The 16,300-nt window shown below is 29.9% G+C and carries 12 protein-coding genes and 1 pseudogene; 8 read left to right on the top strand and 5 right to left on the bottom strand.

Annotated features, from left to right (window positions below):
* Positions 1-47 precede the first annotated feature (47 nt).
* Positions 48-1,490 carry an arylsulfotransferase family protein gene (locus O5633_RS05295; RefSeq protein WP_269611082.1) on the bottom strand — a complete coding sequence of 481 codons (1,443 nt, stop codon included), beginning with the start codon at positions 1,488-1,490 and terminating at the stop codon, positions 48-50.
* Positions 1,491-1,580: 90 nt separating this feature from the next.
* Here O5633_RS05295 and O5633_RS05290 point away from each other — a divergent pair, with 90 nt between their 5' ends.
* On the top strand, positions 1,581-1,817 hold the full coding sequence (locus tag O5633_RS05290) for a hypothetical protein (protein WP_269611081.1): 237 nt from the start codon (positions 1,581-1,583) through the stop codon (positions 1,815-1,817).
* A 967-nt stretch (positions 1,818-2,784) separates the two neighbouring features.
* Here the strand turns inward: O5633_RS05290 and O5633_RS05285 are convergent.
* Together O5633_RS05285 and O5633_RS05280 are read right to left on the bottom strand one after the other, a co-directional pair.
* A complete protein-coding gene (locus O5633_RS05285; RefSeq protein ID WP_269611080.1) occupies positions 2,785-3,150 on the bottom strand; it encodes a hypothetical protein in 366 nt (121 codons plus the stop codon).
* Positions 3,134-3,325 carry a hypothetical protein gene (locus O5633_RS05280; RefSeq protein WP_269611079.1) on the bottom strand — a complete coding sequence of 64 codons (192 nt, stop codon included), beginning with the start codon at positions 3,323-3,325 and terminating at the stop codon, positions 3,134-3,136. The genes O5633_RS05285 and O5633_RS05280 overlap by 17 nt, the downstream gene beginning before the upstream one ends.
* Positions 3,326-4,006: 681 nt before the next feature.
* Between O5633_RS05280 and O5633_RS05275 the strand changes: the two genes are divergently transcribed.
* The 6 genes from O5633_RS05275 to O5633_RS05250 all read left to right on the top strand — a co-directional run bounded on the left by O5633_RS05275 (position 4,007) and on the right by O5633_RS05250 (position 13,314).
* A complete protein-coding gene (locus O5633_RS05275; RefSeq protein ID WP_269611078.1) occupies positions 4,007-5,830 on the top strand; it encodes a tetratricopeptide repeat protein in 1,824 nt (607 codons plus the stop codon).
* 271 nt (positions 5,831-6,101) lie between these two features.
* Positions 6,102-7,958: a tetratricopeptide repeat-containing sulfotransferase family protein gene (locus O5633_RS05270; protein WP_269611077.1), complete on the top strand. Its 1,857-nt coding sequence runs from the start codon at positions 6,102-6,104 to the stop codon at positions 7,956-7,958.
* A gap of 286 nt (positions 7,959-8,244) precedes the next feature.
* The gene (locus tag O5633_RS05265; protein ID WP_269611076.1) at positions 8,245-8,481 is read left to right on the top strand and encodes a hypothetical protein; all 237 of its coding nucleotides are present in this window, start codon (positions 8,245-8,247) and stop codon (positions 8,479-8,481) included.
* A 129-nt stretch (positions 8,482-8,610) separates the two neighbouring features.
* Complete coding sequence (locus O5633_RS05260) at positions 8,611-9,930, top strand: tetratricopeptide repeat protein (RefSeq protein WP_269611075.1); 1,320 nt, start codon at positions 8,611-8,613, stop codon at positions 9,928-9,930.
* Positions 9,931-9,939: 9 nt separating this feature from the next.
* A complete protein-coding gene (locus tag O5633_RS05255) occupies positions 9,940-11,637 on the top strand; it encodes a carbamoyltransferase C-terminal domain-containing protein (protein ID WP_269611074.1) in 1,698 nt (565 codons plus the stop codon).
* A gap of 96 nt (positions 11,638-11,733) precedes the next feature.
* A complete protein-coding gene (locus O5633_RS05250) occupies positions 11,734-13,314 on the top strand; it encodes a tetratricopeptide repeat protein (protein ID WP_269611073.1) in 1,581 nt (526 codons plus the stop codon).
* A gap of 3 nt (positions 13,315-13,317) precedes the next feature.
* Here O5633_RS05250 and O5633_RS11700 read toward each other — a convergent pair.
* Positions 13,318-13,677: pseudogene (locus O5633_RS11700) on the bottom strand (GDP-mannose 4,6-dehydratase).
* A gap of 245 nt (positions 13,678-13,922) precedes the next feature.
* On the opposite strand from O5633_RS11700, the gene O5633_RS05245 reads away from it, so the two are divergent.
* Positions 13,923-15,590, top strand: a complete 1,668-nt coding sequence (locus tag O5633_RS05245; protein WP_269611071.1) for a glycosyltransferase family 4 protein — start codon at positions 13,923-13,925, stop codon at positions 15,588-15,590.
* A gap of 77 nt (positions 15,591-15,667) precedes the next feature.
* Here O5633_RS05245 and O5633_RS05240 read toward each other — a convergent pair whose 3' ends face one another.
* On the bottom strand, positions 15,668-16,042 hold the full coding sequence (locus tag O5633_RS05240) for a hypothetical protein (protein ID WP_269611070.1): 375 nt from the start codon (positions 16,040-16,042) through the stop codon (positions 15,668-15,670).
* Between the last annotated feature and the right edge of the window lie 258 nt (positions 16,043-16,300).

Below are 16,300 nucleotides of genomic sequence, written 5' to 3'. Positions count from 1 at the left end.
TAGTTTAGACTAAATTATGTAAAAAAATTAAAAAGTTTTTATAAAAATTATTTTTGGCATATATTTTCTTTTTTAAATATTTGTGGTACGTTTTCTAGGTGACGTGACCAACTTAGAAATCTAGAATATCCATCTAATCCTTTATTGTAATAAGACCAATCAAGTTTTTTTGTATCTATATTATAAACAAATGCCCTACCAAAATTTGTCTCCTCAATATATATTCTAGATTGATCTATAAATCTACCTCTACCCTCGTATCTAGAATTAGGTATAAGATTATCATCTAAATTCTTAAAATTAATTCTTGTAATATCAACGCTTGTTAAATTAGGTGATTTCCCAAAAATAACTATAGTTTTTTCATTATTATCAATTAATTTAGTAAAATCCAATTTTATTATTGTGTTACCTTCATGTTGATTTAAAGATTGATTAGTACTATCTCCATTATCAAAAATTGTAAAAACACTCTGACTGTCAAGATATGGACTAATGTCATGTTGAAAATCAGTTAATCCATATGAGACCCAATTAACCTTTTTATTGTTATGGTTATAAGAAATTAAACCAAAATTTCTCAAACTTAATAGAAGATTTAAATTATTTTTTTTATCTTTAAAAGGATGAACATCATTTAAATGATAAGGGTCATTTATAGAATTGGGACTACTATTTATATGTCTAAGTAAACCAATAGAATCAAATAGTTTATCTAAGGCAATTATTTCTTTAATTTCTAACTCACTATTTAATATTGCTATACCTTCATTACGGTATTCTTCAGAGAACTTTTCATAGTTTGAATAATATTTTGAAGGTTTAGGTACTCTTGCAATAGGAACAAATATATTACCTTCATCATCTTTTTCAATTGAATGATGATACCCTAAATTATCAGCTCTAATTTTTGTAAGGTTACCACAGTAATCAAATTTCAGAAGTTCTGTATTTCTATGTTCGGGTTGAATGTGAGTAATTATTGAACCATCCTTTAATAATAATGGATGTAAAAATCTTAAGACCTTCTTGTCTTTATTATTTATATTTATCTCTTGAATTAAATTGTCTAAATTTATTTCCCATTTATGTATTATTTTTTGCTGAGTAAGATCCCACAATTCAATTTTTGGGACCATAAAATTTGGATCAATTCTTGATAATAATAAGAAGCCACGTTCTGTTCCATTTGATTTTAGATAAGAAAAACTAAATCCTTCATTGTAATTTTTAAATCTTTCTTTAGAAAGTAAATCTGAACCCCTTGGATTTATTTCCCCCTCTTCAACCAAAGGTTTTAAAGATTTTATAAATATATTTATTTCTGTATTTATTTTAGAGTTAACTTTTTGGGAAAAGCATATCAATTTTAAAAGTGTATTTTGATCATTAATACAAGCATCTTTCCTATTTGCTAATTCTTGTACACCCCAAGATACTAAAACTAATGCACCAATATATGAAATTGATTTGATAAAGGTTCTAATCATTATCTTGATTTGCATAAATTTAATTTTTTAAACATTGTATCACTAGAAAAACTAAATAGTATATAATCATTAAATTATTTCAGTTCATACATGATTATAAGAAATAAAGTTAAATACTTAGGTATTGCATTGTTTTTATCATTAATACAGTTACCTGCTCATGCATATGCAGGACCAGGCTCGTCAATTGGTATTTTAATAGTTATATTAACTGTAATTCTTGCTTTTTTTTCTTCAGTTATTCTTAAATCAATTAATTTTATAAAAAATCTATTAAATAAAACTAGGAAAAAATCATCAAAAAAGAAAGAAACCAAGTCGCAATAAAACAAAATCCATAAACAGTGTTTTACAAATAATATAAATTGCTGAAAAATATACTAATTATAATTTAACTAACCTCTTATTTAGTTCATATTTTAGACAATATAGCTGCATACATGTCTCTTGTATTTGCTAGTTTGTATAAACAATAAAAAACTTACTTTGCATACAGAAAGAAGATGAGTTGAACTAGTTCAGCCAAGAAAGAGTATTAGAAGAATTACAAATTCATTCGGATCCCCAGATTTTGTAAGTTATAAAGTTAATAAAATCATGAGACATCAAACCTATTAAAGATATTCATTTACTCTTTAAAAAGAATCAACAACTAATGACCTTAGTATAAGACAAAATGATAAAAATCTACATAGATGTCATTGCTAACTTGTTATGAAATCATTTCTATATCAAGTTTGTAAGTTTTGTTTAGACTACCGTGTTACAAATAATGGTAAACCCAGGATTAAATGAACTATTTTCTTGCTTTTAATATCAATACTTATATAAAAATAAGAGACATCAAAAACAAAATTGTTAAGTTATTGTCCAATTTTAAATAAAATGCTTGGAAACATTAATAATCTTTTTTTGAATAATTGTTGGACTAGCGACATATATTTCTCATGGAATACTTTTCAAATGATTATTTTATAGTAAGTTAAATTATTATTTATGGTTTTTACTGGAAACGAACTAATAAAGGCTGCTGATTTTTTGAATATTGAATCAAGTACAGGTTTATTCATCCTCTTTTTATCTTTAAGTGCATTTTGGGCTTTCTTTAACTTGACTTTTACTTATTTATTTATATATACCCCTTTAACTTCAAAAATCATTGCAAAGAGGTGAAATGAAATCAGTCTCTGATGAACTAGATAAAGTATTTGCTCAAGTTGAGGCGACATTTTCACGAACTTAAGACTGAAAGGTTTCAGCCAAAAATAAAAGTGCTTAATTCATAATCAGCACTCTATTGAAAAGTTCTCCTTCCTCTTGAGTTGTATTGAGAATCGGCAGCTAATCCAGCTAGTAAAATTATTTGTCTTGCACAGGCAGCAACGCCACTTGATTGGTTATTGGTGAGTCCTTTTTGCATACCTTGTTCTAGATTTACGAGCAATTTCGCCACCATTTGCGGCCTCTCAATATTGATCTCTTCAAAGTCTTGAACGATCAAATCCATTGCCTTGGCTGTAATTCTTCTAGCTTGCCTTCTACTTAATGCATATTCTTCGGTCACTCGGGTCGTTACTACGGTGCAACTATGACCTTGCGCAAGTAAGTCAGCAGCAAAACCTGCCCTTAATTCCATCTCTTGTTTATTGGCTTTTTTCATATTCCAGCTCGATACAATGTAGATTCAATTCCCTCTGGAGCATGTGAAAACAAAATGCCAACTCAGGAACCAAAGAAGGCATTAGATCCCACGCTTGATTATTTTCTATTGTTGAAAAGGCGGAAGTCATTGCTTCTGCGACAGTTAAAAAATCAGAGTGAATGACTTTAGTCATTTGAGATTTTCTAGGCGTTGCTATTTAGCATGAGCTTATAAATCTGATTAACCATATAAGAAACCAAAGTAACAACAAAAGTAGCTTAAAAACATATTGATTTCAATTGAAGTACACCTTTTGATTGGGTTTTATTTATGATTTAGACTCCCTTTAGTAGCTCTTTTCTATATTATTTAGTGGTTAGTTATTAAAGCCAAAAACTGCTACAACCAAAGGTATAGACCGAATAAACTTAGATAACAAGTTTTTAGAGTTATGCGGTAAATTGTGCGGTAATTATCTATTACTTAACAAGAGAACTTAGTGATTGCAATGATTTTCAAGGGTTTGATGTTCTGCATGCCATGCAGGTGCTCTACCAGCTGAGCTATGGCTCCAAATCGTTAACATGAAAGTGATCGCAATCAATCTCAGGCAACCTAAGCATTATACTTCACTACCTAAAGTTGATAAAGTTCCCGACACTATTAACGAAGGGGAAAAAGTTTTCCCGAAGAAAAAGCGGTGGGTAATTAGCAAATGCTTTTATTTTCAATAGGTCTGGACTAATTACTTCCCTTCAAAGAGAAATCAACTCATGCTTATTTACAGCGAGTGAATTTCTTTCTGAAGTTAAAAACTAAAAACCCTAATCAGACATATAATCCAAATAAATAGATTCTTTATAAAACAATAGATGTGACTGAGGGGAAAAGGAATCAAAAGCAAGAAGGATCTGAAGTAAAAACATTTCGAGTTCCATTTGCTTTAGGAGAAATAAAAGAGAATATTTCTATTCCTAGCAATAGCAAAACTAAACCTTCTAAAGAACAAATAATTGATCAAGCATTTAAGTTTCATTCACAAGGAAATATTCAAAAAGCAGCAAAACTTTATCAATATTTTATTGATAAAGGGTTTAATGATCACAGAGTTTTTACTAATTATGGAGCAATATTAAAAAATCTAGGCAAATCAGAAGAAGCAGAAATCTTATATCGTAAAGCAATTAAACTGAATCCTGATTACCCAAAAGCACATTCCAATCTGGGAAACATATTGAGAGATCTTGGCAGATTAAAAGAGGCAGAATTATCCCAACGCAAAGCAATTGAACTCAATCCTGAATTCGCAATGGCGCATTCTAATCTTGGAAGCATTTTGAATGATCTTGGTAGATTAAAAGAGGCAGAATTATCCCAACGCAAAGCAATTGAACTCAATCCTAATTTAACTGAAGCGCATTACAATTTAGGCAACATATTGAGAGATCTTGGCAAATTAAAAGAGGCAGAATTATCACAACGCAAAGCAATTATACTGAATCCTAATTTAACTGAAGCGCATTACAATTTAGGCAACATATTGAGAGATCTTGGCAAATTAGAAGAGGCAGAATTATCACAACGCAGAGCAATTGAACTCAATCCTGATTACGCAATGGCGCATTCTAATCTGGGAAGCATATTGAGAGATCTTGGAAGATTAGAAGAAGCAGAATTATCTACTCTTAAAGCGATTGAAATCAAACCTGATTTCGCAATGGCGCATTCTAATCTTGGAAGCATATTGAGAGATCTTGGCAAATTAAAAGAGGCCGAATTATCACAACGCAAAGCAATTCAACTCGATCCTGACAATCAAAATATTAAAGTTAATTTACTAAATTTACTAACTATATACGAAGTAAAAAACATTAATTCAAATCCATTATATATAATAGACAAAGAATTTAGAGATCTCATTCTTCGCAAACAAGATAACTATCTTATAACTGATTTAGAAGCAATACAACTTTATAAGGATGGACTAGAAATTTATAGAAGATATAATTTGGATCTAGAAACATCTTTGTCACAAGTATATAAATGTAATGAAATAAATTTAAATTGTAAAAGGCATATGCTAATTTTTAAACAGCATAAAATAATTCCTGAATTTTGCTTTGGATGTTATAAAGTACAAGTTGAAGTAAATTCAATAATTGAATTAATCAAACTATTTCTAGTTTTCAACACACTAGAACTTAAGAATTACAATACTAGAAAATGTATGGTCGAGTTAAGAACTAATGTTTCTGGATTCTATAAAGGATTGATATATTGCTTAGGCCTAAGTGAGGCATTAGAAATATCTAAAGAGTTGAATCTTCATATTCAAAATAATATTAGAATTGATTTAATATCCAAAGTAAAAAGAGGTTGTTCTGAATATCCACTAGAATTCCCAAAATACAAAGAAATAAATATATCTGGAGATCAACCAATGAATTATAATGAAAATTGGAGAAGCATCGAAAAAGAAATCGATCAAGGTAATAAAAATTGGGGTAAATCAACCAAAAGTATTGAGGGGTTTAATTTAAATAACTTTCTTGTAATCCGAAACTGGATCGCATATGCGCAAAAGATAGGAGATCAAAGTGTAAATAAAATTACTAATGAACAAATAAAAGGTCCAAAAATATTGAATTATTTGAATAGAGGTTTTCATTCTAATCAAAACCAGAAAACAACAATTTAATTCCACTCAATATAACTCTAAATATAGAAAGGCCAGGATGCAATATTATAACTGAATAAATCTGGTATTTTATAATGTTGAAATCTTGTATGAAACTCGTATGAAATTAATAAAAATGATTAAAAACTCAAGATTATCGAAGACGGCATTATCTTAGAGATATCGTAGGGAATAATTGAAAAGGATGCTACTTTATGACACGCATAATTAAATAACAATGATTGCAGTATTAGTAGTAAAATGCGAAGTATCAAAAGATAGAAAAGTATAAATGGACCAATCTAGAAAAAAAGACCAATGGAAAACGAAAGTCTATGAATTAATTACATTCCCAGTGCCATTTCCTTTAAGAGGAAACCAAGAAAATCTTACTATTAATACAAACACGCCATCTAAACCTTGCAAAGAGGAACTAATTAATCAAGCAATTAAGCTTCATTCACAAGGAAATATTGCAGAAGCAGCAAAATTATATCAACAGATAATAAATCAAGGATGTAATAATCATAAGGTTTTTTCTAATTATGGAATGATATTGAACGGACTTGGTAAATTAAAAGAAGCAGAAGTTTTTTACCGTAAAGCGATTGAATTCAATCCTGATTATGAAAAAGCGCATTCTAATCTTGGAAACATCTTGAGAGGTCTTGGCAAGTTAAAAGAAGCAGAATTATCCCAACGCAAAGCAATTGAACTTAATCCTAATTCTGCTGAAGCGCATTCCAATCTTGGAAGCATATTGAATGATCTTGGCAAGTTAAAAGAAGCAGAATTATCCCAACGCAAAGCAATTGAACTCAATCCTGATTTAGCTTTGGCGCATTACAATTTGGGTAACATATTGAATGCTCGTGGCAAATTAAAAGAGGCAGAATTATCACAACGCAAAGCAATTGAACTTAATCCTGATTTAACTGAAGCGCATTACAATTTGGGAATCATATTGAATACTCGAGGCAAATTAAAAGAGGCAGAATTTTCAACTCGCAAAGCAATTGAACTCAATCCTACTCACGCAAAAGCGCATAATAATCTAGGAGGAATGTTAAAAGAGAAGGGCAGTTTAGAAGAAGCAGAAGTATTCCTTCGCAAAGCAATTGAACTTAATCCTGATTTTGCTGCACCATATTTATCTCTTTCGGATCTTAAATACTCCAATAAAAATACATTATGGAAGGATAAACTATTTTCTGAAAGTATCTTAAAAAATCAATCACAAAAAGATCAAATTGATATTTACTTTGCAAGAGCAAATATTCTTCATAAAGAAAAAAAATACGAAGAAAGTTCAAAATACCTTCAATTAGCAAATAACCTTAAACTGGAGGTAAAACCATCTAAACCTGAGATGATATTTAATAAATCTAAAGCTTTACTTATTGAATCTGATAAGCTGGAAATTAATCAACAAGAACACGCGAAATTCCCTGAGAGTATTTTTATTGTGGGTATGTTTAGAAGTGGTTCTACATTATTGGAATCAATTCTTAGTATGAATACTAGCGTGAATGATTTGGGGGAAAGAATGAACCTTGAGGAATCTTTCCTAGAGAGTAAAAAAGTTGATCAAGAATTAACTCTTGCTGAAGTGTATTGGAAAAAAATTAAAGATCTTAGGAAAAAAGCCAATATTACAACTAATAAAAATCTATTTAATTATCAATACACAGGTATCATTGCTAAGAAAATACCAAACGCAAAAATCATTCATTGTTTTAGAAATCCTTTAGATAATATTCTTTCAATTTATCGAGCACATTTTGCCAGAGGAAATGAATATTCTTCTTCCTTAGTCGATTGCACAAGAGTTTATTTATATCAAGATGAAATAATGACAGAATATAAGAATAGATTCAGATCAAAAATATACGACTTAGATTATGATTTATTAGTCAGCAATCCTAATAAAGAAATTAAATCTTTGATCTCTTGGTTAGGTTGGCATTGGGATGATTTATATCTATCGCCTCATTTAAATCCACGTTCTGTTTCTACAGCAAGCACTGTTCAAGTTCGTTTCCCTATTAATTCAAAATCTGTTGGTGGATGGAAGAACTACAAAGAGATGATGAAACCTGCTATTAAAATTCTTATTCAAACTAAAAAATATCGAGACCTGATTTCATAAATAATCAACAAAAACAATATATTTAGAACTAAACACCGCGTAAAATAAGAAAAGCTGAGATTGCCTGCTGGTGTTTAAGAGAGAATTAGTTTTAATTTTCGATGTTGGATATGCATTTGAGGCTCTTCTATCTGTCAATTAGTGATTAAGATATAAATAAAAAGAGGCAAATCTCAAGTCAGAACAAAGGATATGTTACATTTATTAGAGCTAAATACTATATTATAATTGCGCAACGTTATGCGCATTATTTGTTTTTCAGTGTTCTAATATCCCACTCACTTCAATGCTTTTAGCGGTTTTCAGGGTCTGCAGCCATGCAGGTGCTCTACCAGCTGAGCTATGGCTCCAAATCGTTAACATGAAAGTGATCGCAATCAATCTCAGGCAACCTAAGCATTATACTTCACTACCTAAAGTTGATAAAGTTCCCGACACTATTAACGAAGGGGAAGAAGTTTTAGCCGAAGAAAAAGCGGTAGGTAATTACCAAACGCTCTTATTTTCAATAGGTCTGGACTAATTACTTTCCTTCAAAAAAGATATTTTCTCATGCTTTTTACAACGGGTGAATTTCTTTTTGTAGTTGAAAACTAAAAACCCTAATCAGACATATAATCCTAATAAATAAATTCTTTATAAAACAATAGATGTGACTGAGGGGAAAAGGAATCAAAAACAAGAAGGCTCTGAAGTAAAAACATTCACAGTTCCATTCGCCTTAAAAGAAAGCAAAGAAAATATTTCTACTTCTATCGATATCTCCAAGAAGCCGTCTAAAAAGCAAATAATTAATCAAGCATTTAAGTTTCATTCACAAGGAAATATTTCACAAGCAGCAAAATATTATCAAGATTTCATTAATCAAGGTTTCACTGATCACAGAGTTTTTTCTAATTATGGAGTCATATTGAAAGATCTAGGCAAATTAGAAGAAGCAGAGTTGTTACAACGCAAAGCAATTAAACTAAATCCTGATTTTCCAGAAGCTCATAATAATTTGGGAGATATATTATGGGATCGAGGAAACCTACAAGAAGCTGAAATATCCACTCGAAAAGCAATTGAACTTAATCCTGATTTCGCGAAAGCCTATTCCAATCTTGGAAACATATTAAAAGATCTTGGAAGACTAAAAGAAGCAGAAATATCTACTCGCAAAGCAATTGAACTTAAACCTAATTTCGCTGTTGCCCATAACAATCTTGGAAACATATTAAAAGATCTTGGAAGACTAAAAGAAGCAGAAATATCTACTCGAAAAGCAATTGAACTTAAACCTGATTTAGCTAATGCTTATAACAATCTTGGAAATATATTGATAGATCTTAGAAGGTATAATGAAGCGACTATAAGTTATAATAAAGCATATAAGATTGACCCCAAAAACGCAGGATATCGTATTAAAGCAGGTCTTGAAATATCAGATTTTTATAGATATCCTTTGATAAAAAATAAAATCTTAATGGAAAGTATAAATGATTGCGATTGGGAAAAATCAAAGATTTTATTAGAAGAAATTTGCAATAATTCTCCTAAATTTACTACAGACAATGTAAATGAATTTATTAAACTTTGGTGTAATTTTAGTATGGAACTAGTTAATCAGAATTCTCTACATAAGCTGCTGTCAATCTTTTTAAATTTATTAATAATAAAGGAAAGGAATAATGACATAAATAAATTAATTAAGTATGTATTTGACAGCTATGATTTACATGAGGTTTTAGAATCAGCTGTTAGTAAGGATAAAATATTACTAACGTTAGGTTTCTGCGAGTATAAATTCTTAAAAAGAGAGTTTTCAGAGATAGAAGATTTAGCCTCACATAACATTCAGGCATCCAAGATCCTATTAAAAGATAATGCAACAGAAGATCTTGGTTGGCTTGTTATTCGAAGAAGCCTTGTATTATTCAATCAGAAAGACTTAGCTAGAAGCAATTTAATGAACCTTATAAATAATTTATAGCATAAGATCATGAGCATAATTCTTGGTTTTAGCAATACCCACAATGGGAGTGTCGCATTAATATGTGATGGTGAAGTGAAAGCAGCAATACAAGCAGAACGTATTTCCCGCAAGAAACGTCAAAGCCTACCTTTAGGTAAAGAAATAGAGTTAACACATAAATGCGTACAGTACTGTTTAAACTCTTCAGGTCTTAAATATAAAGATGTAAATGCAATTGCTCTTTCAACACCATGGAAAGTACAGAAGATTAGTAATGAGAAGTTATTTCAATATATAGGTGGAGTACCAGAAAATTTTCTTGGCACATTCTATGTACCACATCATTTAGCTCATATGGAATATATTATTCACTATGGGAATAAGAAGCCAGGAATAGTATTGGTAATTGATGGAAGTGGATCATTAGAAGAAGATAGATCACTATTCAATATACATGAAAAAAATCACTCACAAATAATTAATCATACGAAATTTTCTGGAAAGGAAGTTATTTCTGCATATTGGTTTGATGGGTCAGAAGTTTACCTGATTTATCGATTTAGTCCATCACAGTCTGCTCTTGATGATTACAATTGTAATTCAAAAGGCTTTCTACAAAGTATTGGCCATTACTGGGAATGGGCTTCTTTATATTGTTGTGGATCAAGAAATTCAGCTGGGAAAGTAATGGGTTTAGCAGCATTTGGGAAAGAAGATAAATCTAATAAAGGCAATCTTCTGACAATTAATGGGAATGGGGAAATTAATTTAGACTTCAATAAAATTAATAATCTTTATAAAAAGGCAAATATTTTCCGTGTAGATTTATCAAATAGCAAACACCATCAGAATCTAGCTCATAAAGTACAAGTTGAAACGGAAAATGTAATTTTAAAGTTACTAGATATACTTAAGAAGGAATTTCCAACTGATACTTTATATCTTTCTGGTGGAGTTGCATTAAACGTAGTAGCAAATGAACGTATTAAACAAAGTAACTATTTTAAAAATATAATTCTAAATGGTTCTGTTGAAGATAATGGAACAGCTATTGGTGCGGGAATAGCAGCCAATTTAAATATGGGTTTAGATAGAAAATTTTCAATAATAAAAGATTATTATGGTCGACTTTATGATAAGGACGAGATTATGGAGGAAGTATTAAAATCCAATTTATGTTATAAAGTTCTTCCTCAAAATGAATTATATATCAGAGCTGCAGAAATGATTAAACAAGAAAAAGTCTTTGGATGGTTTCAAGGCAGAAGTGAATTTGGTCCAAGAGCACTAGGCAATAGAAGCATCTTCGCTAATCCTTTTAGTACTTCCACCAAATATCTATTAGATCAATTAATGAAGTGTCGAGATAGATATCGACCATATGCTCCAGTTGTCATTGAAGAGCAAGCCAATCAGTTTTTTGATATTAATGATAGTTCGCCAGTTATGATGAGAAATGTAAAAGTCTTGGATAAAAGACTGTTATCAATTAAACATGTGGATGGAACAGCGCGAGTTCAAACTGTAAATAAAAAGCAGAATAAGATTTTGTATTGTTTGCTTTTAGAGGTAGAAAAAACTATAGGTGTTCCTATTTTATTAAATACATCATTTAATCGACCAGGTGAGCCTATTGTTGAATCGCCAAATGATGCCTTGCATTCTTTTTCCTTAGGGTTCTTGGACTGCTTATTCATAGGAAATATTTTAATTTCACGTGATTAAGATGAATATTCCAAATCAATTATTTAATTTATCTTTGCTCAAGATTTTAATCTCAAGGAATGGAAAGTTTAAAGCTTTATTCAAGTTTATAAACTAATGAAAAGAAATCAAAAACAAGAAGGCTCTGAAGTAAAAACATTCACAGTTCCATTCGCCTTAAAAGAAAGCAAAGAAAATATTTCTACTTCTATCGATATCTCCAAGAAGCCGTCTAAAAAGCAAATAATTAATCAAGCATTTAAGTTTCATTCACAAGGAAATATTTCACAAGCAGCAAAATATTATCAAGATTTCATTAATCAAGGTTTCACTGATCACAGAGTTTTTTCTAATTATGGAGTCATATTGAAAGATCTAGGCAAATTAGAAGAAGCAGAGTTGTTACAACGCAAAGCAATTAAACTAAATCCTGATTTTCCAGAAGCTCATAATAATTTGGGAGATATATTATGGGATCGAGGAAACCTACAAGAAGCTGAAATATCCACTCGAAAAGCAATTGAACTTAATCCTGATTTCGCGAAAGCCTATTCCAATCTTGGAAACATATTAAAAGATCTTGGAAGACTAAAAGAAGCAGAAATATCTACTCGCAAAGCAATTGAACTTAAACCTAATTTCGCTGTTGCCCATAACAATCTTGGAAACATATTAAAAGATCTTGGAAGACTAAAAGAAGCAGAAATATCTACTCGAAAAGCAATTGAACTTAAACCTGATTTAGCTAATGCTTATAACAATCTTGGATCTATTTTGAACTATCTTGGTAAATTCGAAGAGGTAGAGGCATGTTACTCAAAGGCACTTACCTTGAGTCCAAATTCATATTCTGTATTAAAAAATAGATGGCAATTCCTTTTTGAAAGAGGAGAATTTGAACGAGCCTTAAAAGACTCAGATTCTTGTAATACAAAAAACTCAAGGGCGTTTGCTTTGGAAGCTCTTTATGCACTTGGAAGGGTTGATGAGATTTACAAGAGAATTGAAAAAACGTCAGAAATAGATAATGAAAATATAAGATTAGCTGCATTCGCTTCATTTATTTCAGCAAAGGAACATAGAGATACATCTAATAATTTTTGTAGGAATCCAATTTCATTTTTATATTTTTCAAATCTAAAATCTCATCTAAAACATTATGATGAATATATAAAAAAAATAATTAATGAGCTAGCTGAGATTAAAACTATTTGGGAGCCATCAAAGAAAGCAACTCGTAATGGTTTTCAAACTCCTACTCATATAAATTTATTTTCCAACTCATCTGAAAATATTTCATATCTTAAATCAATCATTTTAAATGAATTAGATTCTTATTATTTAAAATTTAAAAAAGAATCTTGTTCCTATATTCAAAAATGGCCATCAAATAGAAATTTAACGGCGTGGCATGTAATTCTTAAAAAGCAAGGATATCAAGAGGCACATATACATCCTTCTGGATGGCTAAGTGGCGTTATTTATTTAAAGGTTGTTCCTTCACTAGGGAAGGATGAAGGGGCAATTGAATTTAGTTTAAATGGTCCGAATTATTCCAATATTAACTCTCCCAATTTAATTCATCATCCAGAAGCAGGGGATATAGTTTTGTTCCCCTCTTCTCTTCATCATAGAACTATCCCTTTCTCTACAGATACTGATCGAATAGTTATGGCATTTGACCTGTTGCCAAATTGATTACTAGATTTTTTTTACTCGATTGTTATATGAAGAATCAGCAGCTAATCCAACCGTAGCTTTATGATCTGATGAGACATAAACTTCGTCAGTAGATATAAAATGAAATTTTTCAATTCCTACTAAAAGAGAAGCATTTAAAAGATTTATTGTTCCAATTACATTAGTCTCTAAAAAAGGCCTCTAATTTTTTAGAGATTTATCAACATGACTTTCAGCAGCAAAATGATATACTTTAGTTGGCCTATGCTTTTTAAAAATGTAATAAACATGCTCTTCGTTATTAATATCACACCATTCAAATTCAATTTGTTTATTACTTGGAACACTATCTAAATTTGCAGCATAACTTAAGTTATCAATAACTATTATTTTAGAGCTTGTTCTTTATGGATAACCTCAAGGAAATGACTTAATATGAAACCAGCTCCACCTGTTACAAGAATTTCAGCCAAAAGGACACATCTTTTTAATTTGTTTGTGTATTTTATCTGACATCCCAAATAATTAAAGTTCTTGTTGGCAATTTCCTATAAAAATTAATCAATAATATTTCATAAAATCTTCCAAATAGGTTAATCTATTCTCATCTTTAGATAAATTATAGAATGGAAGATTTTCAAAAAAACTATAAAAACTATGCGGCAACATTATTATTACCTGAGGATAGTTTTGATTTAACAAGCAAGCAATTATTGGGAAGGAGAGTTGCGGGTTTAAATGTAGTAAAAGGAATTACTGGGAACTTGAAAGAGAACGAACAATTAAATATATTTACAGATAGCGATTTAGCTAAAAAAAAATTAGAAAAATTGTTATGTGATATTAAACCTAAAGAATCAAAAATAAATATTATTACGACACTTTCAAGAAATGATCTGCAAACATTATTCATACAAGATCCAAATATTATAAAATATAATGCTTTAAGATCTGGAATGAAATCCAATATTTTTTCTATTGTAGGGATGATACATACATTAAGTAGCACATCAGCAATTCAATGTATTCAAAATACAGTTACAGGTATTATCGAAGATTGGGACGCTTTAATTTGCACTTCGACATCTGGTAAAAAAGTAGTTGAAAGAATAAGAAATTATCATCATGAGTCGTTAGAAGAAAAATTTGATATGATTTTACCTAAAAAAAAATCAATTAAATTACCTATAATTCCTCTAGCAGTAAAAGATTTCATAACTGATAACAGTACTACTAGACAAGAAAAAAGAATAAAAGCGAGAAATACTTTAAAACTACCTAAGGATTCTTATATAATTTTATATTTAGGAAGATTATGCGCACATGCTAAGGCTCATCCATTAAGTATTTATCAGGCAGTTTCTAAGACTGCAATGAGCTGTCAAGATAAGAATGTTATACTCTTGGAATGTGGCGTTTTTAATAATAAATATTCAGAAGAAGCATATAATGATTTAGCAATAAACACTAAAAATCTAAATTTAAAGAGGCTTGGTGGTGTTAAAAATGCTACAGAAGAAGAAAAGGAATTGGCATTAATGGCTGCAGATGTTTTTGTTTCTCCATCTGATAATATTCAAGAAACTTATGGCATAACTGTTGTCGAAGCAATGTCAGCAGAATTACCAGTTATTATTAGTGATTGGAACGGATATAAAGACTTCGTATTAGATGGAGAAAACGGTTATTTAATACCAACTACTTATTACCTAGGTACAGACAATTCATTAGATTTTATTGATATTCAATATCAATTAGGATTACTAAATCATGATTATATGATTGGTCTGAGAAGTATGACTACTTGTTTAGACTATAATTTAATGGCTGAAAGGCTGATTTTCCTTGCTAAGAATCCACAAAAAAGAATTGAAATCGGTGTAAATGCAAAAACAAATTGGAGACTTAGATTTTCCTGGGATATAGTACAAAAACAATTACGGGATTTATGGGAAGAATTATATATTGAGAGAACAAAAGCTATTTCAACTAAGCCTCACAGAGCCTCTATGCCATCTATTAAATATTTATTTAAAGATTATGGAACTAATGAGATAAAAATAAAAAATAGTAAAGTAAAGGTGAGTAGTGTTAATCCTAATCTTATTAGACATAGGTTACATCATTCTCTTTCAAGGATTATCATTGGAACTTCTATAGATAATCTAATAGAATATTTATATCAAAATCAATTCTTAGATACTAAAGATTTATCTAAGATTGGAATATCTATTGAAAAGCAGCCATTAGTCATGTCAATGTTAAAGAAATTTGGAATGATAGAGCAAATATGAATTTATTAATAAAAGAATTAACTTTAATTTTATTTTATAAAATAGATTGATTTCTAAATATTGGTTTTATACTTTGTTTATGAGTATTCTTTTTCTTTTGATATATAATAACTTTTAAATTCTTGAATGCCTTTCTCTCCAGATAAGTTGATAGGGTAGCCACATTTCTCAACAACTGATATAGCTATTGTCTCTGCAAGTAATTCTTTATTAATGTTATTAAACTCTTTTTTTTTGTAAAATACTTGATTATTTTCTTTTATTGAAAATTTCATAGCACTTTCCTTTGAAAGTCCAAATCCAATCGAATTGCAGAATTTCTTTGTATAAGATTGTGAGATTTTTTTGACTAAATCAGGTTGATTGCTTTCTGAGGCATATAAGATTTCTGTATGAAAACATAGTAGTGAAAAACAAGTTGCAAAGATAAATGCAAAAAGGTTCAAAATCACTTTATTTCGTTTTCTACTCATCATCTATTCTAAAAATTTTAAATTAGTCCAATAAATTACATTGAGGTCTATTCTTGAAATATTTGTAATAGCCTTCATGCCATTGAGCAGAAAAAGTAAGATATTCAGAAAAAATGGCTTGCACCCAAATAGATTTGAGATTGAGAATAATTTATTCTTGTTAAGCCCAATTTTGGTTGCTGGGCAAGGAGGCTAACTTTTTCAAGCTCTGTGATTTATGATTTTTGCTAGTGTATA

Source organism: Prochlorococcus marinus str. MIT 1013 (assembly GCF_027359395.1).
Lineage (GTDB): Bacteria > Cyanobacteriota > Cyanobacteriia > PCC-6307 > Cyanobiaceae > Prochlorococcus_B > Prochlorococcus_B marinus_E.
Note: the sequence above shows the minus strand (reverse complement) of the source record. Positions and strands in the feature narration are given on the sequence as shown.

What these genes read in the sequence shown, in the direction of transcription:
- O5633_RS05270 (WP_269611077.1), top strand. Translation starts at nt 6,102, where the DNA reads ATGGACCAATCTAGAAAAAAAGACCAATGGAAAACGAAAGTCTATGAA.
- O5633_RS05280 (WP_269611079.1), bottom strand. Translation starts at nt 3,325, where the DNA reads ATGACTAAAGTCATTCACTCTGATTTTTTAACTGTCGCAGAAGCAATG.
- O5633_RS05265 (WP_269611076.1), top strand. Translation starts at nt 8,245, where the DNA reads ATGCTTTTAGCGGTTTTCAGGGTCTGCAGCCATGCAGGTGCTCTACCA.
- O5633_RS05295 (WP_269611082.1), bottom strand. Translation starts at nt 1,490, where the DNA reads ATGATTAGAACCTTTATCAAATCAATTTCATATATTGGTGCATTAGTT.
- O5633_RS05255 (WP_269611074.1), top strand. Translation starts at nt 9,940, where the DNA reads ATGAGCATAATTCTTGGTTTTAGCAATACCCACAATGGGAGTGTCGCA.
- O5633_RS05290 (WP_269611081.1), top strand. Translation starts at nt 1,581, where the DNA reads ATGATTATAAGAAATAAAGTTAAATACTTAGGTATTGCATTGTTTTTA.
- O5633_RS05285 (WP_269611080.1), bottom strand. Translation starts at nt 3,150, where the DNA reads ATGAAAAAAGCCAATAAACAAGAGATGGAATTAAGGGCAGGTTTTGCT.
- O5633_RS05245 (WP_269611071.1), top strand. Translation starts at nt 13,923, where the DNA reads ATGGAAGATTTTCAAAAAAACTATAAAAACTATGCGGCAACATTATTA.
- O5633_RS05250 (WP_269611073.1), top strand. Translation starts at nt 11,734, where the DNA reads ATGAAAAGAAATCAAAAACAAGAAGGCTCTGAAGTAAAAACATTCACA.